The 23,938-nt window shown below is 63.4% G+C and carries 24 protein-coding genes and 1 pseudogene; 14 read left to right on the top strand and 11 right to left on the bottom strand.

From position 1 onward, the window contains the following. Positions 1-390: 390 nt before the first annotated feature. Both KEC45_RS21990 and KEC45_RS16855 read left to right on the top strand, forming a co-directional pair. A pseudogene (locus KEC45_RS21990) lies at positions 391-1,170 on the top strand (DUF4347 domain-containing protein); the annotation flags it as partial. Between the two features lie 202 nt (positions 1,171-1,372). Then, positions 1,373-2,776: a YadA-like family protein gene (locus KEC45_RS16855; protein WP_252171163.1), complete on the top strand. Its 1,404-nt coding sequence runs from the start codon at positions 1,373-1,375 to the stop codon at positions 2,774-2,776. A gap of 218 nt (positions 2,777-2,994) precedes the next feature. Here KEC45_RS16855 and KEC45_RS16850 read toward each other — a convergent pair whose 3' ends face one another. Then, entirely contained in the window at positions 2,995-5,190 is a 2,196-nt protein-coding gene (locus KEC45_RS16850) for a M3 family metallopeptidase (RefSeq protein WP_252171162.1), read from the bottom strand. A gap of 86 nt (positions 5,191-5,276) precedes the next feature. Next, positions 5,277-6,146: an SMP-30/gluconolactonase/LRE family protein gene (locus KEC45_RS16845; protein WP_062176213.1), complete on the bottom strand. Its 870-nt coding sequence runs from the start codon at positions 6,144-6,146 to the stop codon at positions 5,277-5,279. Between the two features lie 230 nt (positions 6,147-6,376). Here KEC45_RS16845 and KEC45_RS16840 point away from each other — a divergent pair, with 230 nt between their 5' ends. The 4 genes from KEC45_RS16840 to KEC45_RS16825 all read left to right on the top strand — a co-directional run bounded on the left by KEC45_RS16840 (position 6,377) and on the right by KEC45_RS16825 (position 10,111). Continuing rightward, on the top strand, positions 6,377-7,531 hold the full coding sequence (locus tag KEC45_RS16840; RefSeq protein ID WP_062183260.1) for an acyl-CoA dehydrogenase family protein: 1,155 nt from the start codon (positions 6,377-6,379) through the stop codon (positions 7,529-7,531). A gap of 31 nt (positions 7,532-7,562) precedes the next feature. After that, positions 7,563-8,732, top strand: coding sequence for an acetyl-CoA C-acetyltransferase (locus tag KEC45_RS16835; protein WP_252171161.1), 1,170 nt, complete (start codon positions 7,563-7,565; stop codon positions 8,730-8,732). 157 nt (positions 8,733-8,889) lie between these two features. Then, the gene (locus KEC45_RS16830) at positions 8,890-9,672 is read left to right on the top strand and encodes an SDR family NAD(P)-dependent oxidoreductase (RefSeq protein WP_062176221.1); all 783 of its coding nucleotides are present in this window, start codon (positions 8,890-8,892) and stop codon (positions 9,670-9,672) included. Position 9,673: 1 nt separating this feature from the next. Next, on the top strand, positions 9,674-10,111 hold the full coding sequence (locus KEC45_RS16825; RefSeq protein ID WP_062176223.1) for a thioesterase family protein: 438 nt from the start codon (positions 9,674-9,676) through the stop codon (positions 10,109-10,111). A 186-nt stretch (positions 10,112-10,297) separates the two neighbouring features. On the opposite strand, the gene gmk is transcribed toward KEC45_RS16825, so the two are convergent. Next, entirely contained in the window at positions 10,298-10,960 is a 663-nt protein-coding gene (gene gmk / locus KEC45_RS16820) for a guanylate kinase (protein WP_062176226.1), read from the bottom strand. 44 nt (positions 10,961-11,004) lie between these two features. On the opposite strand from gmk, the gene KEC45_RS16815 reads away from it, so the two are divergent. Beyond that, the gene (locus KEC45_RS16815) at positions 11,005-11,568 is read left to right on the top strand and encodes a DUF2585 domain-containing protein (RefSeq protein ID WP_062176229.1); all 564 of its coding nucleotides are present in this window, start codon (positions 11,005-11,007) and stop codon (positions 11,566-11,568) included. Between the two features lie 457 nt (positions 11,569-12,025). On the opposite strand, the gene KEC45_RS16810 is transcribed toward KEC45_RS16815, so the two are convergent. From KEC45_RS16810 to KEC45_RS16795, 4 genes are read right to left on the bottom strand one after another with little or no spacing between them, the layout of a single operon-like run. Then, the gene (locus KEC45_RS16810; RefSeq protein WP_238586520.1) at positions 12,026-12,394 is read right to left on the bottom strand and encodes a hypothetical protein; all 369 of its coding nucleotides are present in this window, start codon (positions 12,392-12,394) and stop codon (positions 12,026-12,028) included. A 50-nt stretch (positions 12,395-12,444) separates the two neighbouring features. Then, complete coding sequence (fumC, locus tag KEC45_RS16805) at positions 12,445-13,842, bottom strand: class II fumarate hydratase (protein WP_252171160.1); 1,398 nt, start codon at positions 13,840-13,842, stop codon at positions 12,445-12,447. Then, the gene (locus KEC45_RS16800) at positions 13,839-14,153 is read right to left on the bottom strand and encodes a hypothetical protein (protein ID WP_062176240.1); all 315 of its coding nucleotides are present in this window, start codon (positions 14,151-14,153) and stop codon (positions 13,839-13,841) included. Before KEC45_RS16800 ends, fumC begins: the two co-directional genes overlap by 4 nt. A gap of 1 nt (position 14,154) precedes the next feature. Beyond that, positions 14,155-14,634, bottom strand: coding sequence for an SspB family protein (locus tag KEC45_RS16795; RefSeq protein ID WP_252171159.1), 480 nt, complete (start codon positions 14,632-14,634; stop codon positions 14,155-14,157). An 87-nt stretch (positions 14,635-14,721) separates the two neighbouring features. On the opposite strand from KEC45_RS16795, the gene hisB reads away from it, so the two are divergent. Genes hisB through KEC45_RS16770 form a run of 5 tightly spaced genes read left to right on the top strand, consistent with a single transcriptional unit; the run spans position 14,722 to position 18,541 of the window. Beyond that, positions 14,722-15,309 carry an imidazoleglycerol-phosphate dehydratase HisB gene (hisB, locus tag KEC45_RS16790; protein WP_062183263.1) on the top strand — a complete coding sequence of 196 codons (588 nt, stop codon included), beginning with the start codon at positions 14,722-14,724 and terminating at the stop codon, positions 15,307-15,309. 9 nt (positions 15,310-15,318) lie between these two features. Then, positions 15,319-15,927, top strand: a complete 609-nt coding sequence (hisH, locus tag KEC45_RS16785; protein ID WP_062176244.1) for an imidazole glycerol phosphate synthase subunit HisH — start codon at positions 15,319-15,321, stop codon at positions 15,925-15,927. Further along, a complete protein-coding gene (gene hisA / locus KEC45_RS16780; protein ID WP_062176247.1) occupies positions 15,915-16,649 on the top strand; it encodes a 1-(5-phosphoribosyl)-5-[(5-phosphoribosylamino)methylideneamino]imidazole-4-carboxamide isomerase in 735 nt (244 codons plus the stop codon). The genes hisH and hisA overlap by 13 nt, the downstream gene beginning before the upstream one ends. Beyond that, a complete protein-coding gene (gene hisF / locus KEC45_RS16775; RefSeq protein ID WP_062176250.1) occupies positions 16,646-17,410 on the top strand; it encodes an imidazole glycerol phosphate synthase subunit HisF in 765 nt (254 codons plus the stop codon). Before hisA ends, hisF begins: the two co-directional genes overlap by 4 nt. A 48-nt stretch (positions 17,411-17,458) precedes the next feature. Continuing rightward, the gene (locus tag KEC45_RS16770) at positions 17,459-18,541 is read left to right on the top strand and encodes a calcium:proton antiporter (protein ID WP_062176253.1); all 1,083 of its coding nucleotides are present in this window, start codon (positions 17,459-17,461) and stop codon (positions 18,539-18,541) included. A gap of 110 nt (positions 18,542-18,651) precedes the next feature. Here KEC45_RS16770 and KEC45_RS16765 read toward each other — a convergent pair whose 3' ends face one another. Further along, complete coding sequence (locus tag KEC45_RS16765) at positions 18,652-19,788, bottom strand: beta-ketoacyl-ACP synthase III (protein WP_062176256.1); 1,137 nt, start codon at positions 19,786-19,788, stop codon at positions 18,652-18,654. Between the two features lie 191 nt (positions 19,789-19,979). Here KEC45_RS16765 and KEC45_RS16760 point away from each other — a divergent pair, with 191 nt between their 5' ends. Continuing rightward, the gene (locus KEC45_RS16760) at positions 19,980-20,531 is read left to right on the top strand and encodes a hypothetical protein (protein ID WP_062176259.1); all 552 of its coding nucleotides are present in this window, start codon (positions 19,980-19,982) and stop codon (positions 20,529-20,531) included. A gap of 189 nt (positions 20,532-20,720) precedes the next feature. Here the strand turns inward: KEC45_RS16760 and KEC45_RS16755 are convergent, their stop codons facing one another. Together KEC45_RS16755 and KEC45_RS16750 are read right to left on the bottom strand one after the other, a co-directional pair. Further along, positions 20,721-21,488, bottom strand: a complete 768-nt coding sequence (locus tag KEC45_RS16755) for a sulfite exporter TauE/SafE family protein (protein ID WP_062176261.1) — start codon at positions 21,486-21,488, stop codon at positions 20,721-20,723. Positions 21,489-21,612: 124 nt separating this feature from the next. Further along, the gene (locus KEC45_RS16750) at positions 21,613-22,536 is read right to left on the bottom strand and encodes a LysR family transcriptional regulator (RefSeq protein WP_062176265.1); all 924 of its coding nucleotides are present in this window, start codon (positions 22,534-22,536) and stop codon (positions 21,613-21,615) included. An 84-nt stretch (positions 22,537-22,620) separates the two neighbouring features. Here KEC45_RS16750 and KEC45_RS16745 point away from each other — a divergent pair, with 84 nt between their 5' ends. Then, positions 22,621-22,956 carry a hypothetical protein gene (locus KEC45_RS16745; protein ID WP_062176268.1) on the top strand — a complete coding sequence of 112 codons (336 nt, stop codon included), beginning with the start codon at positions 22,621-22,623 and terminating at the stop codon, positions 22,954-22,956. Between the two features lie 268 nt (positions 22,957-23,224). Here the strand turns inward: KEC45_RS16745 and KEC45_RS16740 are convergent, their stop codons facing one another. After that, positions 23,225-23,938: a tRNA (guanosine(46)-N(7))-methyltransferase TrmB gene (locus KEC45_RS16740; RefSeq protein ID WP_062176271.1), complete on the bottom strand. Its 714-nt coding sequence runs from the start codon at positions 23,936-23,938 to the stop codon at positions 23,225-23,227.

Here is a 23,938-nt window from a genome sequence, read left to right as displayed (position 1 = left end):
TTATTCTTCTGTGCCGAGCAAGCGAAGGCCGCATAGGATGCAGGCCATCAATTTGGTGGCATTGCCTAGTTTTTGCGGTCCGATGAAACCAGACTTGTCGTTCCCGCAAAAGGTGCTCGACCTCGCGAGCGCCCAACTCGTCGCCAGCCTTCTTGGGGGAGGCTGGCGATTTTTTGTAACTGCGACGGAAAGCGCTCGCGTTCCCAGCAGATACCCACGGAATATGGGGGTTTTTCCCGCTCAGTGGCGCCGTTCCGACGTAAAATCTAAAGCTTTCCTTAACCTTTGATATCTAAGTTTGAGGGGTATTAAAAGGTTTCATCCCCCTCGCACTCGACGGTGTTGGAAGAAATCCAACTTCTATCGTTTGACCAAAACAATCTGCTTTGGATGTGCCAGAACCTTTTAGGGGGTGACTTGCGCAAGCGCGACGCCATGACTTCGGTTCCCTCGGTTCCTTGCAAGCCTTGTTCGGCGGGGCTTGAACCTCATTTTATTGCTTTAGAGCCACGCATGATGTTCGATGGCGCGGCAGTTGTTACCGCCACCGAAACCGTCGCGCATTCCGACAGTGCATTGGAGCACACCGACCCGGCGATCATGCCCCGCGCTGCATCGGTCGCGCACGAGGCAGCGCCCCCCGGCGGCGGGTATCCAGCCGACCGGTCTTTGGCCGACCATGGGTATGGCGACGGAACGCCCAGAATAAGCGAAGCTTCGCTGCCGACGGAAATGGGCATGCCGGAGCGGTTGGCCCCGGCAAGAAGCCTGATCTTCATCGACACCAGCGTTGACGGCTATGCCGAACTGGCTCGCGAATGGGCCGGCCAGGGTGAAGTGGTCCTGATCGACGCGACCCGGGACGGTGTCGAACAAATGATGGCGGCGCTTGCGGGGCGGTCGGATATCGACGCGATCCACATCGTCAGCCACGGCACGTCGAACAATTTCATCATCGGCAGCACCACGGTCGACCTGGCCGCGGTGACGGGCGAGCTGGCTGGTGCGCTGGCGTCGATCGGATCGAAACTATCGGCGGACGGCGACATATTAATCTATGGCTGCGACGTCGGGACCGGCGGGGATGGGCAGGCGCTGATCGATGCCATCGCGCGCGCGACCGGCGGCGATGTCGCGGCCTCGGCGGACCCGACCGGCGCGGCCGCGCTGGGCGGCGACTGGGATCTGGAGGCGCGCGCCGGACCGGTCGAAGCCGTATCGCTGGTCAGCGATCAATGGAACGGGCTGCTTACGCGGACCAACAGCGGCGCGTGGACGACGGGCGCAAACACCGCGTCGACGGTCATCGACGGCATCACGACGACAATCACGTTCACCAACGCCGGGAGCAGCAGCTTTTCGGCTTTCGCAGGTGAAGCCCGGCGAGACTGTCGATATCAGCGGCGCGGACGCCAATATTCAGGTCGCGAAGGGCGCGGACGATCGCAATGTGAAGGTGGCGCTGTCGCGCAACCTCGCCGTCGACAGCGTGACGGCGGGCAATACGACGGTGAACGGCGACGGTGTGACGATCGCCGGCGGTCCGAATGGGCCGGTGAAGCTGACCAACAAAGGCCTGGACAATGGCGGCAATGTGCTGACCGGTATCGGTGCCGGCAATGTCGCTGCGGGATCGACCGATGCCGTGAACGGCGATCAACTCGCCGCAACCGATGCCAGGGCGGTCCGCGCACAGGCCTCTGCCGACGCGGCGGATGCAAAGGCGGCAGCCGCGCGGGCGATGGCCCACGCGGCGGACATGAAGGCGGCGGCGGCGCAAGCTGCGGCGGACGCTGCGGACATGAAGGCGGTTGCCGCGCAATATGCGGCGGACGCCGCCGCGATGAAGGTCGTGACGGCGCAATTGGCGGCGGACGCAGCGGGCCTGAAGGCTGAGCAAGCCAATGGTACGGCCGAGCGGGCGCTCGCGCTCGGCAATAACAGCGTGCAATATGACGATGCGGGCAAGACGGGCCTGACGCTCGGCGGGCCGAAGTCGGAAGACGGCGGCAGGACCGGCGGTACGCGTCTGGCCAATGTCGCGCAGGGCCTGCTCTCGCCGACCTCGACCGATGCGGTCAACGGCGCCCAGCTCCATGCGACGAACGAACGGGTCGCCGCGCACGGCACGCAGCTGGCGTTGCTCGAAACCGGTCAGGCGGGCGCGTTCCGCATGAACAACCGGAGCGGCCTGCCCGCGCCCGACGCACGCGGCGAAGATGCGGTCGCCGGGGGCTTTGGCGCAGTTGCCAGCGGGGCCCGGTCGACCGCGATCGGCAGCAATGCGGTTGCCAGCGGCGCGGGCTCGGTGGCGCTCGGCCATGGAGCCACCGACGGCGGGCGCGACAATGTCGTCTCGGTTGGCCGCGAGGGTGCCGAGCGGCAGGTGACGAACGTTGCGGCGGGCACGCGCCCGACCGATGCGGTCAATCTCGGACAGCTCAGCAATGCAATCGACCACGGTTTGGTCGCGGCAACCGGCTACACCGATCACCATGTCAACGCGCTCCGCTTCGATCTCGCCAACGTCCGGCGAGATGCTGATGCGGGTACCGCTTCGGCGATGGCGGTCGCCGGTCTGCCCCAGGCCTTTAGTGACAGCGGCGGCATGATCGGGGGAGCGATCGGCGTCTACCAGAATGAAACCGCCTTCGCGCTTGGCGTGTCGAAGGTGTTCGGCGACGGCCGGACAGTGGTGAAGGGCGGCGCAACTTATGTCGAGACGAGCCGGGGCAGCACGTTCGGCGGCAACGTCGGCATCGGCTATCAATTCTGAACCGCCACAAGGTCGAAAAAGAACGGAAACGGTGGTCATCTGGCCGCCGTTTCTTTTTGTAGCCGCGCTATGGACTGAAACGTCACACATCGCGCGCTGCGAAGGTCGCACAGATGGCCGAAGGCTTCTTCGCCGAGGGAGTTTCGCGCCGCAAAATCCGCTATGCCCAAAAACAAAGGGAGCGAAATCGCTCCCTTTGTCTCGTTGGTTTCGTGCGCCTATTCAGTCGGAAAACCGCGCTTCTTCAGCAGTGCCTTCACGTCGGGGTCGCGGCCGCGGAAAGCGCGATAGGCTTCGGCGCGATCGGTCTCGTTACCCGTCATCAGCAGGATCGTGCGGAACTTGTCGGCGACGCTGCGGTCCCACGGTCCGCCGGCTTCGGTGAAGGCGGCCCAGGTGTCGGCGTCCATCGTTTCCGACCATAGATAGCTGTAATAGCCCGCCGAATAGGCGTCCGAGCTGAACAGGTGGCCGAACTGCGGCAAGCGGTGCCGCATCACGATTTCCTTCGGCATGCCGATTTCGGCAAGCGTCTCGCGCTCGAACTTGTCGACATCGGCTGGCGGCGTCTTGCGGTCGTGCAGCTTCATGTCGACGATCGCGCTCGACAGATATTCGACCGTCGAGAAGCCCTGATTGAACTTGTCGGAGGCGAGGATCTTGTCGACCAGCGCCTGCGGCATCGGCTGACCCGTCTTGTAGTGCGTCGCATATTTCGACAGCACTTCGGGGGTCATCAGCCAATTCTCGTTCACCTGGCTGGGATATTCGACGAAGTCGCGCGGTACGCCTGCGAGCGCTGGATAATAGACATGCTGCAGCAGATAGTGGATGCCGTGACCGAATTCGTGAAACAGGGTCTGCGCGTCGTCGAGGCTGATCAGCGTCGGCTCACCCTTCGCGGCTTCGGTGAAATTATTATTGTTCGACGCGAGCACATTGCGCTCGCCGCCCAGCGTTTGCTGGCTGCGATAGGTCGTCATCCACGCGCCCGAACGCTTTCCATCGCGCGCGAAATTATCGAGATAGAAGACCCCGACATTCTCGTTCGTCTTGAGATTATAAACCTCGAACGTGCGGACCTTGGGGTCGAAGACGGGGATCGTACCGGTATTTTCGCGGAAGCCTAGATCGTAGAGTTGGCCCGCCGACCAGAACATCGCATCACGCAGCTTGTCGAGCTGGAGATAGGGCTTCACCTCGCTTTCATCGAGGTCGTATTTCGCCTTGCGAACCTTTTCGGAATAGAAGCGATAGTCCCACGGCTCGATGGTGATCTTCGGGCCATTGCCGGCCTTGGCTTCGGCGTCGGCGATCGCCTGCATGTCGGCGACCTCCTCCTTCACGCGCGCGACAGCGGCGGGCCAGACTTTCATCATCAGGCCCATCGCGGCTTCGGGCGTCTTCGCCATCGTGTCGGCCATGCGATAATTGGCGTGCGTCGGGAAACCGAGCAACTCGGCGCGCTGCTGGCGCAGCTTCAATATCTCGACGATCGTCGAATTGGTGTCGTTCGCGTCACCATTGTCGCCGCGGCTGACAAAGGCCTTGTACACGCGCTCGCGCAAGCCCCGGTTGGTCGCGCCCTGCATCACCGGCTGCGCCGACGAACGGGTGTTCTTGATCGCCCACTGTCCCGGCTTGCCCTGCGACTCCGCCGCCGACGCGAGCGAGGCGACGAAGCCGGGCTCAAGGCCTGCGAGCTCGGCCTTGTCGGTTACAAAGGTATAAAGCTTCTCATCGCCGAGCAGCTTCGACGAGAAAGCCGAGAACAGGCCTTCAAGCTTCGAGTTCAGCTCGACCAGCTTTGCCTTGTTCGCGGGCGACAGGTTAGCGCCGTCGCGCACCATCTCGTCATAGCTGCGTTCGACGATGCGGATCTGCTGCGCGTTGAGTCCGCTCGAATTGCGCTTGTCGTAAACCGCCTTGTACCGCGCGAAGAGCTTGGGCTCCAAAAATAGTTCGGTATAGAAGGTGGTGAGCTTGGGGCTCCATTCGGCGTCGATATCCTCGACGCGGTCGTTCGACTTGTTCGACGTCTGCACGCCCCACAGCGCAAAAAGGCGCTCCATCGTATCGCCCGCGAGCATCATCGGGACGTGCGTATTCTCGAACGTCGGCGCGGCGGGATTGTCGATCACCGCCTGCACCTGCGCCTTGGTTTCGGCCATGCCCTTGGTGAAGGCGTCGGGAAACAGTTCTGGGTCCATCTTGTCCCACGGCGGCACCCCTTCGAACGGGCCGGTCCACGGCGCGAGCATCGGGTTTTCGCCCGCGGGGGCGGTTGCGGCCGGCTTGGCGGCGGCGGTCGGTTCGGCGGCGGTTGCGGTCATCTGGCTATAACCCACGATCATTGCGGTGGATGCAAGCATGATCGACAAATGACGGGCAAAAGGCTGCGCGGTGCGCGACATCGATAAATCTCCCCGGAGGATAAGGTTTCGGACGAAACCATGTCAGGGGCCGACTTAACCTTATATGACAGCGGGGTGCAAGCCGCCTAAGCGCCAAAATCCCGCTGAATCAGGCCGGGGACATCAACGCGGAAGGTAAAGACACCGCCCGCGTGCGGCTGTTTTGCGCGCTCGTCATCGGTCAGATTCTTGCCCGCGCTCGTAACGAAGGCGGTTTGGAGGTCGGGCCCGCCGAATGCGATCATCGTCGGGCGTTGCACCGGCAGCTCGACCGTCTGTAGCAACTCGCCCGCAGGCGAGAGGCGCACGACGCGCCAGCCGTCCCACAGCGCCGACCAGTAACAGCCCTCGGCATCGACCGCGGCGCCGTCGGGGCGGCCATTGCCGAACTCGAACTGGTGAAAGATGCGCCCGTTGCTCAGCGTGCCGGTGGCTTCGTCGAAATCATAGGCGCGGATCGCGTGGGTCGGCGTGTCGGCGTGATAGAATGTGCGGCCGTCGGGGCTGAAGGCGGCGCCGTTGCTCGTCGTCAGCCCATGCAGCATTTCGGTAAGTGAGCCATCGGGGTCGAGGCGATAGAGCGTCGCGGCGGGGTTCGCCTTGTCACTCGTCAGGCTGCCGACCCACAGCCGGCCCAGGGCATCGACGCGGCCGTCGTTGAAACGCTGCTCGGACTTGCCGGTGAGGACCGCAGGGCCGAAGGGCCGTGGCTCGGCGTTCCAGTCGTCGATCAGCGCGCAGCCATCTTCCAGCGCCGCGACAAGCCCACCGCCCGCACGCGGCGCGATGCAGCCGACTTGCTCGGCAAGCTCCATCGTCTCGTCGACACCTGTCGCGGGGTCGGTGCGATGGATTTTGCGGGCGTCGATGTCGACCCAATAGAGGCGGGCTTCGGCGGCGTGCCAGACGGGCGATTCGCCAAGCAATGCGCCGGCGTCGAGAAGCAGTTTGACCATGGAGCAGATCCTAGCGCGGGCCGGCGATGCTGCCCAGCGACTGCAAACCTATTCGCTGCGCCGCCGCTCTCCGCGCCTTTGTCGCATCTTTGCCGCCGTAGCGGCATTTCTACTTGACGTGGACGTAAACGTAAGGTCAGTTGGCGCGCGAAGCCTGCATCGATCGATGCGGGGGCAATGGCGTATCGGCTTCGACAGACTGGCCGGACGTCCCCGGAAAAGGAAGCATCATGTCGCTCGATAGTCTCTCACGCTCCGCTTACACCGAGGATCATGAGGCGTTCCGCGCGACGGTACGCCAGTTCCTCGAAAAGGAAGTGGCACCCAATCAGGCGCAGTGGGCCGAGGATGGTATCGTGCCCAAGAGCATCTGGCCCAAGGCGGGCGAGCTTGGCCTGCTGTGCCCCACGGTTCCGGAGGAATATGGCGGGCTCGGCCTTGACTTCGGCTATAACGCGATCGTTGATGAAGAGAGCGCCTATTATGGCCGCGTGACCACGGGCTTTTCACTCCAGTCGGATATCGTGACCAATTATATCACCCGCTACGGCAGCGAGGAGCAGAAGAAGCACTGGCTGCCCAAAATGGTCTCGGGCGAGGTAATTACCGCGATCGCGATGACCGAACCGGGCACCGGCAGCGACCTTCAAGGTATGCGCACGACCGCGAAGAAGGATGGCAATCATTATGTCATCAACGGTTCGAAAACCTATATCACCAACGGCCAGAACGCCGACCTGATCCTCGTCTGCGTCAAGACCGACACCGACGTCGAGCCGGCGTGGAAGGGCGTGTCGATCGTACTCGTCGAAGCCGACCGCGAAGGTTTCCAGCGCGGCCGCAACCTCGACAAGATCGGGCAGGACGAGGCCGATACGTCGGAGCTGTTCTTCAACGACGTTCGCGTGCCGATCACCAACTGCCTGGGCGAAGAGGGGCAGGGATTCATCTATCTGATGAGCGAACTGCCGCAGGAACGTCTATCGATCGCGGTGTCGGCGCAGGCATCGGCGCAGCGCGCGTTCGACGACACGGTCGAATATACGCGCGACCGCAAGGCGTTCGGCAAGCCGATCCTCGATTTCCAGAACAGCCGCTTCGTGCTCGCCGACCTGAAAGCGAAGCTTCAGGTGGGCTGGGCGCATCTCGACTGGGCGCTGTCACGGCATTTGAAGAAGGAACTGACCCCCGAAGAGGGCGCCGCGGCGAAGCTGTGGCACACCGAACTGCAGTGGGAAGTCATGGACAAATGCCTCCAGCTCTTCGGCGGCGCAGGCTATATGAACGAATATCCGATCGCCCGCGCCTGGCGCGCCGCACGCGTCACCCGCATCTTCGGCGGCACGAACGAAATCATGAAGGAACTGATCGGGCGCAAGCTCTGATCGCTTGAAATCGCAGGAAAGGAATTCTCCCATGGCTACAGCTTATATCGTCGACGCCGTCCGGACCGCGGGCGGCAAGCGCGGCGGCCGGCTCGCGGGCGTCCACCCCGTCGACCTCGGCGCCGCGGTGTTCGACGCGATCGCCGATCGCAACGACTTCGACACCAAGGCGATCGATGATGTTATCACCGGCTGCGTCAGCCAAGGCGGCCAGCAGACGATGGACATCGGCCGCAACGCCGTGCTCGCCTCGAAGCTGCCCGACTCGATCCCCGCCGTCACTATCGACCGCCAGTGCGGTTCGTCGCAGCAGGCGATTCAGTTCGCGGCGCAGGCAGTGATGTCGGGCACGCAGGACATCGTGCTCGCAAGCGGCATCGAAAGCATGACGCGCGTTCCGATGGGCAGCGTCGCAACCCTGTTCATCAAGGAAGGTCTCGGCCACTACAAGTCCGAACGGCTCGAAGAAAAATATCCCGGCATCATGTTCAGCCAGTTCATGGGCGCTGAGATGATCGTGAAGAAATACGGCCTCACCAAGGATGATCTCGATGCCTATGCGCTCGAAAGCCACCGCCGCGGCAAGGCCGCGACCGAGGCCGGCCACTTCAAACGCGAGATCGTCGGCGTCGAAATCGAAACGCCCGAAGGCCGCCAAACGCACCTCGTCGATGAGGGCATCCGTTTCGACGCGACGCTCGAAGGCATCGCGGGGGTCAAGATCCTTCAGGAAGGCGGATCGATCACGGCGGCGACCAGCTCGCAGATCTGCGACGGCGCCTCGGCTGCGCTCGTGGTTTCGGAACAGGCGCTGAAGGATCATAATCTGACCCCGCGCGCGCGAATCCACCATGTTTCGGTAACCGCGGGCGACCCGATCATCATGCTCGAAGAACCGCTGTTCGCGACCGAACGCGCGCTGAAGAAGGCGGGCATGAAGATCGGCGATATCGACGCCTATGAGGTCAATGAGGCGTTCGCGCCCGTGCCGCTGGCATGGCTGCAATATCTGGGCGCCGACCATGCGCGGCTCAACCAGCATGGCGGCGCTATCGCGCTCGGCCACCCGCTCGGCGCTTCGGGCACCAAGCTGATGTCGACGTTGCTCGGCGTGCTCGACGCGACCGGCGGCAAATACGGCCTGCAGACGATGTGCGAAGGCGGTGGCCAGGCCAACGTCACGATCATCGAGCGGCTTTAAGACCATTCAAACCCCTCCCCTTCGGGGGAGGGGCAGCGAGACTTGCGGGCTTGCCCGCTAGCCGCAGCGGGGAGGGGTCTATCGGCCTTGCTCTTCGCCGCGACACCCCACCCCAACCTCTCCCCTGAAGGGGAGGGGCTTTAAGGAGAGCCTCAATATGAAACTCGATTCCACCGTATCCGCCGTCGTCACCGGCGGTGCCTCGGGCCTCGGCGCCGCCACCGCACGCGCGCTTGCCGCCAAGGGCGTGAAGGTCGCGATCTTCGACCTGCAGGAAGAAAAGGGCCTCGCGATCGCAGCCGAACTCGGCGGCATCTTCTGCGAATGCAACGTCACCGACGACGCGTCGGTCGACGCCGCTTTTGCCAAGGCGCGCGAAGCGCATGGTCAGGAACGCATCCTCGTCAACTGCGCCGGCACCGGCAACGCGATCAAGACCGCGAGCCGCAGCAAGGAAGACGGCAGCATCAAGCATTTCCCGCTCGATGCGTTCAACTGGATCATCCAGATCAACCTCGTCGGCACGTTCCGCTGCATCGCCAAGTCGGCGGCGGGCATGCTGACGCTCGACCCGATGGAAGACGGCGAACGCGGCGCGATCGTCAACACCGCATCGGTCGCCGCCGAAGACGGCCAGATCGGTCAGGCCGCTTACTCTGCATCGAAGGGCGGGGTCGTCGGCATGACGCTTCCGATCGCGCGCGATCTCGGCAACGAGAATATCCGCGTCAACACGATCCTGCCGGGCATCTTCGACACGCCGCTGCTTGCAGGCGCGCCGCAGAATGTCCGCGATGCGCTCGGTGCGTCGGTGCTCAATCCGAAGCGCCTCGGCAACCCGGTCGAATATGCCAATCTTGCCATGTGCATGATCGAGAACGGCTATTTCAACGGCGAAGACGTCCGCCTCGACGGCGGCATCCGTATGGCGCCGCGCTGATATGCCCAAACCGGAAAGCTGGCGGCTCGATGCCGCCAGCTACCCCGTCTGCATCGACTTGCAGACGCGTTTTCAGGACATGGACATCAACGGTCACCTCAACAATGTGGCCTTTGCCGCGTTGTTCGAGAGCGGCCGCGTGCTGCTCAACCGGCAGGTGCGCCCGCTGGACGAGCGTCCATCGAACGAGCGCACGATGGTTGCCGCGGTCGAAATCAACTATCTGGCCGAGGGCAATTTCCCCGATCCGGTGCATATCGCGACCGGTATCGGCCGGCTCGGCACTTCGAGCTGGACGATCGTGCAGGCGATGTTCCAGAACGGCCGCGCAATAGCGACCTGCGATACGGTCGTCGTGTGTCGCACCGACGGTCAGGCGAAACCGCTCCGCGCCGAGATGGTCGCGGAACTCGAAAGTAATCTGGCGAAGCCGGGCTGATTTCCTTCTCCCTCGATGAGGGAAGGATACGAAGCCTTGCTGCGAAACGGCTAGGCGCAGTTGGATGAGGGTGACGGTGCGGCATGGCACCGCCGGTGCATCCCGAAACCGCACCCGCACCGCTGCGACCAGCCAGCAAGCTGGCAAGTCTCGCTGCCTCCCCCATCAAGGGGGAGGAGGCAAAAATTACAGATTCTTGTCCGCATCGGGCACCGAACGAATCAGGTCGCGCGCGAAGCCGATCAGTCCGATCTGGCGGCGGCGCTTCAACCGTTCGGCGCGCAGAATCGCGCGGACTTCGTCGAAACAGCCTTCGACATGGTCGTTGATCAGGACATAATCATATCCGTCCCAGTGGCTGATCTCGTTTGCGGCGCGCTCCATGCGTGCGGCGATCACCTCGTCGCTGTCGGTATTGCGCGAACGCAGGCGGCGTTCGAGTTCTTCCATCGTCGGCGGCAGGACGAAGACGCGAACAACGTCGGGGCCGGCCTCCTGATAAAGCTGCTGCGCGCCCTGCCAGTCGATATCGAACAAAACATCCTTGCCCGCGGCGAGCATCGCCTCGACCGGCGCGCGCGGCGTGCCGTATCGATGGCCAAAGACATGCGCCCATTCGAGGAACTCGCCGTCGGCGGCCATTTTCTTGAAGGTTTCCGTGTCGACGAAATGATAATGGACGCCGTCGATCTCACCGGGACGCGGCGGGCGCGTCGTCGCGGAGATCGAGAGGGCGATATCCTTGTCCGCCTCGAGCATCATCCTCGAGATGGTGGTCTTGCCCGCGCCCGAGGGCGAGGAAAGGACGAACAACACGCCGCGGCGGTTCAGATGGACGCTTTCGGTCATGCGCGCTATTCGCCTGACGAGGGGCAGCGGTCAAGGGGGCGCGAATGGCGGGAATATCACGAACCGGATGGCTCGTCGCCGCGGCGCTGGTCGCGCTGCTTGCTGCCATATTGATCGGCATGGGCCGTCCGCCGATCTGCCCGTGCGGGACGATCAGCCTGTGGCATGGCACGGTGCAGTCGAACCAGAACAGCCAGCAGATTTCGGATTGGTACAGCTTCAGCCACATTATCCACGGCTTTATCTTCTATGGCGTGCTGCGCTGGATCCTGCCGCGCCGCCCGCTTTGGGTGCCGCTGGCGATCGCGATCGGTATCGAAGGTGCATGGGAAATTCTGGAAAACTCGCCGATCATCATCGACCGTTATCGCGAGGTAACGATGGCGTTCGGCTATTCGGGCGATTCTGTACTCAATTCGGTCAGCGACACGCTGTTCATGGTGCTGGGCTTTATCGCGGCCAGCAGGATGCGCTGGTGGGTGACGGTCACGCTCGCGATCGTCTTCGAGCTCTTCACGCTATGGACGATCCGCGACAATCTGACGCTTAATGTGCTGATGCTGGTATCGCCCGTCGAGGCGATCAAGGAGTGGCAGGCGGGGGCCTAGCTCCGTCCGTTACAGGCCTTTCCGGCCGAAGCTGCCCGGTGGCTTGGGCGCAGACATATCGCCCAATTCGGCGCCGGGGCGGTTGCGCATATAGCGAGCGAGCGCCGCGTCGGGATCGAAACTCGTCTCTTCGGGATAGATGTCGGCCGGTTTCGGTGCAGACGGGGTGCCGCTTGTTCATTCGGCGTGCGCGGCTTGCCAAAGAACATCCGTTTCAAAGCCCAGATGAAGCACGCCGCCGCGGCAATGAGCACGACGAGCGCCGATACATGGTTGAACAAACGGCTGCCCGGATCGCTGGCTAGATCGCCCGTCCGTTCGAGCGCCTTGCTCAGCGACCGCAGCCCGAAACCGAGCGCGAGCAACATGACGGTGCGAAAGCCGGGCGGGTTGAACGTCATGGCCGCCGTCGATAGCCGGCCATGATGAGAATCAGGTTAATCGGGCGAAAGGTGATTCAATGAAGCGCGCCGCTGCGCCCGTTCGCGTCGAGCGGGATCGCGGGCGGCAGCGCATCGCCCATCGTCTGCCCGTCGGTCGGGACGTTGGCGGTTCCCGCATAGGTGTCGACGACACCCGCATTCGCCAGCGCGGGATCGAGCGCATGCGCCTCTTCGGCCGCCTTGCGCGCTTCAGCGCGTTCGGCCCATTTTTTGGTGAGATAGGCGCCTGCGACGGTCGCCGCGAGTACCGCGTAGCGCTGCGGGAACAGCCGCCGCGCCGCGAACAGCGTGCCCGCGCCGATCACGGCACCCGCGACGGAATGATTGCCATTCTGGCGTCCGATGGCGCTGCCGAGAACGCCGCCTACGATGCGACCGATCATCTTCATCTCTCCTTCCCCTCTTCAATCCCCGGAAGGCCCCACGGGTTCCTTCAGTTGTCGGGCCCCAGCATCGTGCGCGGATCGACCACGCGATCGAAGGTCGAGGCATCGACATAGCCGAGGTCGAGCGCGGCTTCCTTCAAGGTGCTGCCCGTCTCATGCGCGTGCTTCGCAATCTTGGCCGCCTTGTCATAGCCGATCTCGGGGGCAAGTGCCGTCACGAGCATTAGTGAGCGATTCATCAACTCGTCGATGCGCGCGAGATTGGGTTCGATCCCGACGACGCAATGCTCGGTAAAGCCCGCCATGCCGATGCTAAGCAATTCGATCGAGCGTAAGACATTCGACCCGATCAGCGGCTTGAAGACATTGAGTTCGAGATGGCCCTGGAGCCCACCGACCGTAACGGCCTGATGGTTGCCGATGACTTGCGCCGCGACCATCGTCAGCATCTCGCACTGCGTCGGATTGACCTTGCCCGGCATGATCGAGCTGCCTGGCTCGTTCGCGGGCAAGTCGAGCTCGCCTAGACCCGCGCGCGGACCCGATCCGAGCAGGCGGATATCGTTCGCGATCTTGGTCAGCGCGACGGCGAGCGTGTTCAGCGCGCCCGAGAAAAAGACGAGGCCGTCGTTCGATGCCAGCGCCTCGAATTTATTCTGTGCCGGTTCGAACGCGATTCCGCTGTTCTTCGACAGGTCCTCGGCCATCGCGACGTCGAAACCCGCGGGCGCATTTAGGCCGGTGCCGACCGCGGTACCGCCCTGTGCGAGCTTGCAGATATTATGCGCAAGTGCCGCATCGATCCGCGCGCGGCACGCGATCAGCTGCGCGACATAGCCCGAAAATTCTTGCCCCAGCGTCAGCGGGGTCGCGTCCTGCAAATGGGTGCGGCCGATCTTGACGATATCACCCCACGCTCGCGCTTTGCTTTCGAGCGCATCGGTGAGGGCGATCAGCGACGGCAGCAGTCCTGCCGTCGTTTCGACCGCGACCGCGACGTGCAGCGCGGTCGGAAAGCTGTCGTTCGACGACTGGCCCATGTTCACATGGTCATTGGGGTGAACGGGCGATTTGCCGCCGCGCGTGCCCGCCAGCTTTTCGTTGGCGATGCCGGCGATCACCTCGTTCGCGTTCATGTTCGACTGGGTGCCGCTACCCGTCTGCCAGATCGCGAGCGGGAATTGGTCGTCATAGTCACCCGCGACCACGGCATCGGCGGCCGCGGCAATTGCTTCGGCAAGCCCTGCATCAAGGCCATGGTTGCGATTGACGCGCGCCGCCGCGCCCTTGATCCGCGCGAGTGCGTGGACGATCGGAAGCGGCATCCGCTCATGCGGCGGGAAAGCGAAATTGTGGCGGCTGCGCTCGGTCTGCGCCCCCCAATAGACATCCGCCGCGACTTCGATCTCGCCGATACTGTCGCTTTCAGTCCGCGTTTCGCTCATGCCACCAGCATCCTTGTCACCAAAATCGCCCCGGCCCAGATCATCGCGACGAGGCCAAGCAATTGCCAATATCCCGTTTCGCCGACGCGGCGGCGCAGCCATCCGGCGGCAAGCCAGACAAGGATCAGCGCCGGGGTCAGCACCAGCAAGCTAAAGCGCAGCAGCCCGTCGGCAACCTGTCCGCGCGCATAATTATTCTGGAACAGGGTATAGCCCTCGACCCCCCACCAAAAGGCGCCGGTCAGGACGAGCATTCCCGCGATTGCCCAAAATTGCCAGAAACGGCTGGGGGGCCAGGCGGGGCCTGGCACTTTAGCGCTTCTTGCCGAAATCCACCGTCACGACATTCGATCCGTCCTCGGTCGTGACCTCGGGGCGATCATTGTCGGCTTCGTCATGCGGTTCGGGTTGGGTTTCGTCGTCGCTGACCTTGAACTGCAGTCCGAAATCGACCGACGGGTCGACGAAAGCGGTGATCGACGCATAGGGGATCGTCAGGATCGACGGTGTCTGGTTGAAAGACAGGCCGACGCTGAAATGATCGTCCTCGACCTTCAGGTCCCAGAAGCGATTTTGGAGGACGATCGTCATTTCGTCGGGAAATTTGGCGATCAGATGGGCCGGAATATCGACTCCGGGGGCCTGCGTCTTGAAGGTGATATAGAAATGATGTTCGCCGGGCAGGCTGTCATAGCCGACGATCTGGCTAAGCACGCGGCCGACCACGGCGCGCAGCGCGTCCTGCACGATTTCGTCATAGGGAATCAGGCTGTCGCGTACATCGTCACTCATGGGGCGAGGGGATGAACGCGCGCCGCACGCCGGTCAAGGGGGGAGAGTTACCTTGCAACGCGAAAAGTCGCTGCTATGGGGCATCCCATGCGAACCGCCACCGTCCAGCGCACGACCAAGGAAACGGATATCGCGATCGCCGTCAATCTTGACGGAACGGGCGAATATTCGGTGTCCACCGGCATCGGTTTTCTCGACCATATGGTCGAGCAATTGTCGCGCCATTCACTGATCGACATCTCGATGCAGGTAAAGGGCGACCTGCATATCGACCAGCATCATACGGTCGAGGATAGCGCGCTCGCGCTCGGCGAAGCCGTCGCGAAGGCGCTCGGCGACAAACGGGGCATCGCCCGTTACGGCGAGGCGCATGCGCCGATGGACGAGACGCTGACGCGCTGCGTCCTCGACATTTCGGGGCGCCCGCATTGCGTCTATAAATCCAGCTTCTCGCAGCCGCGGCTCGGCGAGATGGACACCGAGATGTTCCCGCACTGGTTCCACAGCTTTGCGCAAACCGCCGGGATCACGCTGCACATCGAGATGCTGTATGGCGAGAATAACCATCACATCGCCGAAAGCATGTACAAGGCACTCGCGCGCGCGTTGCGCCAGGCAGTCGAGATCGACCCGCGCAAGGGCGATGCGATCCCCTCGACCAAAGGGGTCCTCTAGGACCAGCCAATGAGCATCATTGCCCTGATCGACTATGGCGCGGGCAATCTTCGCTCGGTGCATAATGCGCTCGTCGCGGCCGGCGCGGACAATGTTGCCGTGACTGCCGATCCAGACGTCGTGTCGAAGGCCGATCGTATCGTGCTGCCCGGCGTGGGCGCGTTCGCCGCATGCATGAACGGGCTTTCGGCGATCGACGGGCTGGTCGATGCCATGGAGAGGCGGGTGCGCGGCGAGGGCGCTCCCTTCCTCGGCATCTGCGTCGGCATGCAATTGCTCGCCGACGCGGGCGAAGAGCACGGTACGCACAAGGGGCTCGGCTGGATTTCCGGCACCGTCCGCGCATTTGACCCCGCGCCCGGCCTGCGCATCCCGCACATGGGCTGGAACGACGTCGTGCCTGCCTTCGCGCATCCGGTGATCGCGGCGGGTGAAGCCTATTATCTCCACGGCTATCATTTCGCCGAGGCGGTCGATGTCGCCGCCACCAGCAGCCATGGCGCAAACTTCGTTGCCGCCGTGGCAAAGGACAATATCGTGGGCGTCCAATATCATCCTGAAAAAAGCCAGGCCTATGGCCTCGCAACGCTAGAGAGATTCCTTGCATGGCGGCCCTGACCATCTTCCCCGCGATCGACCTCAAGGGCGGACAGGTGGTGCGGCTGGCCGAGGGCGATATGGCGCGCGCGACCGTCTATGGCGACGATCCCGCGGCGCAGGCCCGCCTCTTCGCCGACGCGGGCGCCTCGCATCTCCATGTCGTCGATCTCGACGGCGCGTTTGCGGGTGAAAGCATCAACGGCGGCGCGGTCGAGAGCATCGTTGCGGCGTTTCCGGGCAAGGTGCAGGTCGGCGGCGGTATCCGCGACCGTGCCGGTGTCGATCGCTGGCTCGCGCTCGGCGTCGAGCGCGTGATCATCGGCACCGCGGCGCTCAAGGATCCCGAATTCGTGAAGTCGGCTGCGCGCGACCTGCCCGGCCGGATCGTCGTAGGCGTCGACGCCCGCGACGGAATGGTCGCGACCGAGGGCTGGGCCGATGTCTCGGACGTTCGCGTGGAAGACCTCGCGCGCCGCTTCGAGGACGCCGGCGTCTCGGCGTTGCTCTTCACCGACGTCGGGCGCGACGGGCTGCTCAAGGGTTGCAATGTCGACGCAACGGTCGCGCTCGCCAAGACGGTCGCCATTCCGGTGATCGCGTCGGGCGGCGTCGCGGATATCAACGACATCCACGCGCTCCGCCCGCATGTCGCAAACGGCATCGAAGGTGTCATCACTGGCCGCGCGCTCTATGATGGCCGGCTCGATCTTGCCGAAGCGATTGCGGCGGGGGCGGCGTGACCGTCCGCGTCCGCGTCATCCCCTGCCTCGACGTCGCTGACGGGCGCGTCGTGAAGGGGGTCAATTTCGTCGATCTGCGCGACGCGGGCGATCCGGTCGAGGCGGCGCGTGCTTATGACGCCGCAGGCGCCGACGAGCTTTGTTTCCTTGATATCAGCGCCAGCCATCAGGGGCGCGGCACTTTGCTCGACATGGTCGGCCGCACCGCCGAGGTCTGCTTCATGCCGCTGACCGTAGGCGGTGGGGTCCGCAGCGCCGACGATGCGCGCGCGTTGCTGCTTGCGGGCGCCGACAAGGTCGCGGTGAACAGCGCCGCCGTCGCGCGGCCCGAACTCGTTGCCGATATCGCCGACCGTTTCGGCAGCCAGTGCGCGGTCGGCAGCATCGACGCCCGCCGCGTCGAAGAGGGGCGCTGGGAAATCTTCACTCACGGCGGGCGCAAGCCGACGGGCATCGATGCGCTGGAGCACGCGATCCGGCTTGCCGAACTCGGCGCGGGCGAATTGCTCGTCACCAGCATGGACCGCGACGGTACGAAGGATGGCTACGACCTGGCCCTCACCCGCGCGATCGCCGATGCGGTCAGCGTGCCGGTGATCGCATCGGGCGGCGTCGGCAATCTCGACCATCTCGTCGCGGGCGTGCTCGAAGGCGGCGCAAGCGCGGTGCTCGCCGCCAGCATCTTTCACTTCGGAGAAGCGACGGTGGCAGAGGCGCATGCCCGGCTTGCCGCTGCGGGATTGCCCGTCCGCGCGCATTAAATCCTGCAACGGGGTAGTCATGCGGGGAGGGGGCTGCAATAGAAGCCTATGACCTCGAAACTTCGTATCGCCGACCGCACCAACGACATCTTCCCGGTTCTGGGTTTCCTTGCCGCGATGGCGAGCTTCGCGATGCCGCTCAACGCATGGCTGGTCGCGTTCATCCTCGCGGGCGCCGTCGTTGCGGCTGTCCACCATGCCGAAGTGATCGCGCACCGCGTCGGCGAGCCGTTCGGAACGCTGATCCTTGCGCTCGCGGTGACGGTGATCGAGGTCGGGCTGATCCTGACGCTGATGCAGGCCGAACCCGAAAAGGCGCAGACGCTGGCGCGCGACACGGTGTTCGCCGCGGTGATGGTGATTCTCAACCTCCTGATGGGGCTTTGCTTGCTGAGCGGCGCGATCCGCCACCACGAACAAAGATTCCAGCGCACCGGCATCGGCGCCGCGCTCGCGACGCTGACCGTGCTGACCGTTGTGACGCTGGTGCTGCCCAATTTTACTTCGAGTGTGCCGGGGCCTTTCTATTCGGCGACGCAGCTCGGCTTCGTCGCGGCGGTTTCGCTGATCCTCTATGCGACCTTCGCGCTGGTCCAGACGGTCCGGCATCGCGATTATTTCCTTCCCGATGGCGAAGCGCATGACGAGCCCGACGCGCACGCCGCGCCGCCGAGCATCCAGCGCACGGCGATTTCGGGCGCGCTCCTGCTCGCGAGCCTGTTCGCGGTCGTGCTGCTCGCGAAAAATCTGTCGCCGATCATGGGCGCGCTTCTCGCCGACTGGGGGGCGCCGCCCGCGGTGCTCGGTGTGCTGATCGCGGCGTTGATCCTCGCACCCGAAGGGCTCGCAGCCGTCCGTGCGGCGAAAGCCGACCGGCTCCAGACCAGCCTCAACCTCGCACTCGGATCGGCTCTCGCCACCATCGGCCTCACCATTCCCGCGGTGGCGATCCTGTCGATCATGACCGACATGCCGATCAGCCTCGGGCTCGATGCCAAGTCGGCGGTGCTGCTGTTCCTGTCGCTGATCGTCGCGTCGCAGACGCTGGCGAATGGCCGCACCACGGTGCTGCAGGGGGTCATCCACCTGATGCTGTTCGCGATCTACCTGTTCACGACCTTCGTACCGTAACCGCGGACTTTGAATATCTATCCGTCATTGCGACCGTCGCGACGCAATCCAGAGTGGTTTATGTCCGCCCTGGATTGCCGCTTGCAATGACGAGCCGAAAGAGACGATCCTCAGGTCTTGCGGACGAATACCGTCCCGGCGCTATACCCCGCGCCGAATGAGCAGATCAGCCCCGTGTCCCCCGCCACCATATCCTCGTGATTCAGGTGGAAAGCGATGATCGACCCCGCACTCGACGTATTGCCATAGGTGTCGAGCACCGTCGGACTTTCGTCCTCACTGGCTTCATGCCCCAGCACACGCTGCGCGATCAGCCGGTTCATATTGGTGTTCGCCTGATGCAGCCATAGCCGGCGCATATCGCCGCCTTCGAGGTTCAGTACCTCCATCTGCTCGACGATCAGGTTCGCGACCCATGGCACGACTTCCTTGAACACCTTGCGGCCTTCCTGGACGAAAAGCTTGTCGCTCTTCGGGCCCGACTGGTCGATCCCGCCATGGCCCCGGTTGAGGAAACCGAAATTGTTGCGGATATTGTTCGAGAATTGCGTCTTGAGCTTGGTGCCGAGGATATCCCAGTGCCCGGCGGGTGCGATATCCTTGTCCTCGACGAGGATCGCGGTCGCGACGTCGCCGAAGATGAAGTGGCTGTCGCGGTCGCGCCAATTAAGGTGCCCCGAACAGATTTCGGGGTTCACGACGAGCACGCTCCTTGCGTGGCCGGCGCGGATATAGTCGGCGGCGGTCTGGATGCCGAAGGTCGCCGAAGAGCAGGCGACATTCATGTCGAAACCGAACCCGTCGATGCCGAGCGCGTCCTGAATCTCGACCGCCATCGCCGGATAGGGGCGCTGCATGTTCGACGCGGCGCACAGCACGGCATCGACTTGTCCCGCGTCGCGGCCGGCGCGTGCGAGCGCGTCCTTTGCCGCAAGGACGCCGATTTCGGCGAGGATCGACAATTCGTCGTTGCTCCGCTCAGCAATGCGCGGCGCCATATGTTCGGGGTCCAATATACCCGCCTTGTCGACGACGAAACGCGACCCGATCCCGCTGGCCTTCTCGATGAATTCCACGCTCGATTCAGCGAGTTCGGCAATTTCGCCAGCCGCAATGGCGGCTGCATTTTCCCTATTGTGCAGCGCAACATACCGGTTAAAACTCTCAACAAGTTCTTCGTTGGAGATGCGTTCGGCGGGGGTGAAAAGGCCGGTTGCGGAAATGACCGGCTGCGGTGTGTGCGACATGGTGGCCCTGCGTGTCTTATGGTTTCAAGACACGCTGATTAAGCCCGGTCGCGGCGCTACGCAACGCCCTCAACATTGGCTGAACGATCGCTAACTTCATGGTTAACCCGCCACTAACCATTTTGGTGGCAAATTGTTTGATGCAGGCCTCCGGGGGGATGGCTCCCCGGGTGCCGAGCGGGAGCATGACCATGGCGACGCGTTCAGGACCGGCCGCAGGCGACCTGTCCCTTTCCGAGATCAAAGAATTTGCGGGCTTTCCCGCATCGACCCAGCGATACATCCGCCGTTCGCTCGATATCGGGCTTGAACGCGACGATGCGATCGCGCGCTGGTCGCGCGACATGGTGGAGGAAACCGCGATCCGCGTTCAGGCGCGCGTCTATCAGCGCTTGCACGAAATCCGCGCGCATATTCCCGACGACAGCGGGCTCGACGCGCTCGAACATTTCATGGCGCCGCTGATCGCGGTCTCGGCCTTCGACCTCGGACAGGACAGGCTCCACGCATTCGCGCCCTATCGTTTCCTCTATGAACGACTGCTCGGCGCGCATGCGCGGCCGTGGCTGCCCGGTGCCTTTTGCGCCGCGGCGTCGCTGCCGCACCTGCATCCCGACAAGCGCAAGATATTGCTCCAGTCGATCAGCGAAGCCGCTGCGACGGCGCCTGGCTGGTCGGCTCGCGAACCGAGCTTCTTTCCCGAATGGGTCGACAAGATCGACGAGACCAAGCCGGCGAATTGAGTGGGAAGGTTTGGGGGGGGGGTGGAGAACTGACGTTCAGTCATCCACTTCCGTCATCCCGGACTTGACCCAGGATCCCGCTTCTTTGCGCATCTACCGTTTCGGCATCGAGCGGGAACCCCGGGTCAAGTCCGGGGTGACGAGAATGGAATGGTCCGCGACCGCTCGAATCCCGCCTTCAAGCCGAAATTAAAACACCGCGCGGTAAAGGCCGAAGGCGCTGGTCGCGGTCAGCACGATCCCGACCATCACCAGCATCACCTTGGGCGAGAAGCGCTTGGCCATCATTGCGCCCAGCGGTGCCGCGGCGACGCCGCCGATGATCAGGCCCAGCGTCGGCCCCAGAATCTCTTCGAAGCCCAGATTCCAGATGAAGGCGATCGACACCGACACGGCGAGGAAGAATTCGACGCTGTTGACCGTGCCGACAACCTTGCGCGGTTCGCCGCCCTGGACGAGCAGATTCGATGTTACGACCGGTCCCCAGCCGCCGCCGCCGGCGGCGTCGAGAAAGCCGCCGACCACCGCCAGCGGCGCGACGACCTTGGGCTTTGCGATCTTGGGCGGATAAAGGAGCCCGCGCACGAGCAGCCACACGCCGATCAGCACCAGATAGCCGAGCACGAAGGGCTTCACCACATCGGCGTGGAGCGAGGTCAGGACATAGGCGCCGAGCACGCCACCGACGACTCCCGGAATAAGCAGGCGCCAGAACAGCGGCCAGTCGATATTGCGATGGAACAGATGGCTGAGCCCCGACGCGCCGGTCGTGAAGATTTCGACGACATGGATGCGCGCCGATGCGGTGGCGGGCGGGACGCCCAGTACTGCCACCAGCAGGGTGTTACAGATGACGCCGAACGCCATGCCGAGCGCGCCGTCGACCAACTGCGCGGCGAAGCCGATCAGGATGAACGGCAGGAGCGCGCTAAAGTCGATGGCCGCAAGTTCAGTCATATATCATCCCAACCCTTTTAATTGAGAACCTGCTGCCGGGATTCTGATGCAGGCGCCAGCCCAATTTTTCTGCTCGCGGCAAAGGGATTTGTTTGCGCGCCCATCGAACCTCTCCGAATCCCCGTCAGCCGAGATCGTCGGGCAGATATTCGCGCACATAATCGATAAAGGCGCGAAGTTTGGGCATCACCTGCTTGCGGCCGGGATAATAGAGAAAGAGGCCGGACGTCGCGGCGGCATAATCGGTGAGCACAAGTTCGAGTTCGCCCGTTTGCACCATCGCCTTCGCCATCGGCTCGGCCATCATCCCCATCGCGACGCCGGTGCGGATCGCCACGAGCGCCGCGATCCAGTCGTTGACGATTACCGGGCCGGTGACGCCGACATCATATTCGCGGTTCCCCTTCTCGAACGTCCACGGCATCAGCGCGCCGGTTGCCAGGCGGAAACGGATGCAGCGATGGTCGCGCAATGCCTCGGGCGTTTCAGGGCGGCCGTGCTTTTCCAGATATCCGGGCGTTGCAGCGACGACGAACCGGAACGGGCCGGTCAGGCGCACCGCGATCACATCGGCATCGAGCGATTCGCCCATCCGAACCCCCGCGTCGAAGCCGCCTGCGCTCAGGTCGGAAAGCGCATCGTCGGCATAGATTTCGAGTTCGATATCGGGATAGGTTTCGCAGAAGCCGGCGATGATCGGCTCGAACAACGGTTGGACCGCGCCGCGCATCAGGTTGATCCGCAGGCGCCCCGCGGGCCGGTTGCCCAGATTGCGTGCCGCCTCATAGGCGTCGGCAAGCCCCGTATAGGCGGGCGCCGCGCGTTCGAGGAACATTTCGCCTGCCTGCGTCAGCCCGACGCTGCGTGTGGTGCGCATGAACAAGGGCGCGCCGACGCGCGCTTCGAGAGCCTTCACGGTTTGGCTGATCGCGGAAGGCGAGACGCCGAGGTCGGCAGCAGCGGCCGAAAAGCTGCGCCTTTCCGCGACGCGGAGGAAGGCTTCGATCCCGTCGAGCGCCCCATGAGGGATTGTTAAATCCTGCTTCAAAGCACTTGCAGATTATAGAGGATTATCTATGTGCGCAACCGCGACTAAAAAGGTTGCACAACGAAACGAAAGGAAACCTCTCCCATGGCCTATCAGCTCTCCTCTTATCGCCGCTTTCCTGCCGCTTTCGCGATCGTCGCCGCTTCGGCTCTCGCGTTCACCGGCCTGATGGCAACCGCCAGCCCCGCCTATGCCCAGTCGGGTAGCGATTATCGCTGCGCCGGTCTGGCCGAACAGGCCCATGTCGCCGCCAGCGGCGTCGAAGGTGGCAAGCAGTCAAGCGCAAAGCGCTTTGTTTCGACCGGCAAGAAGCTGTGCGAAGCAGGCAATGAACGCGCCGCTGCCAAGCAGTTCCGCGCCGCGCTGAAGATCGCCGGCGTCGCCGAAGTCGAAACCGACAGCCAGATGGCGTCGCGCTAAGACAGCCTGACACACGAATCTCCGGACCGTCCTCTCTCTCCCCGACGGATCCACAAAACTGGGGCGGCACTCGATACGAGGCCGCCCCATTTGTTTGTGCGCGGTTTGCAAGGTAGACTGCCGCCATGCCGGACAAGAAACCGCGCCGAGAAACGCCGCCCGCCGGTGCCGCCATAAAGGAGGCGGTCCCGCTATGCCGTTATGAAGAGCTGGCGATGCGCGAAAACCGACTGCGGCAAGCGAGGTCGGCAGAAAGCAAAGCCGGGGACTAGATCCGCCGGTAGCGGAAATACCAGACCTCATGTCCCTGCGCGCGCGCCTTGGCTTCGTAGCGCGTTTCGGGCCAGCCGTTCGGGCGAACCTGAAAATCGCGCGCGTCCTTTGCCAGCCATTCGAACTGGTGACGGTGGCGGCGCATCACCATCAACGCATGCTGCAGATAGATGGGGTGATCGGTGCCGAAACGGAATTCGCCGCCGGGCTTGAGTTTCGCGGCGATCAGGTCGAGCGGGCCATCGTTCATCATCCGCCGCTTGGCGTGGCGCGCCTTGGGCCAGGGGTCGGGATGGAGCAGATAGGCAAAGGATAGCGCGCCGTCGGGAATGCGTCGCAGTACCTCCAGCGCGTCGCCATGATGGATGCGAACATTACCCAGCGGCAACTTCGCACCATGGTCGCCAGCAACATGGACCAGCGCTTGGGCGACGCCATTGATGAACGGTTCTGCCCCGATAAACCCATGATCGGGCAGCATATCGGCGCGTCCCGCCATATGTTCGCCGCCGCCAAAACCGATTTCAAAATGCAACGGACATTCATGTCCGAACAGACGCTGCGCGGCAACTTCGCCGCCTTCCGGCACCGCGATCCGCGGTAGCAGCGTGTCGACGAGATCCTGCTGGCCGGCGCGCAGCGGCTTGCCTTTCGAACGGCCATAAAGGCGGTTGATCGTCGTCGGATCGCCGGGTTTGTAGGCAGTCAT

It is taken from the genome of Sphingopyxis sp. USTB-05 (assembly GCF_023822045.1).
Lineage (GTDB): Bacteria > Pseudomonadota > Alphaproteobacteria > Sphingomonadales > Sphingomonadaceae > Sphingopyxis.
This window is presented reverse-complemented; position numbering and strand designations above follow the sequence as displayed.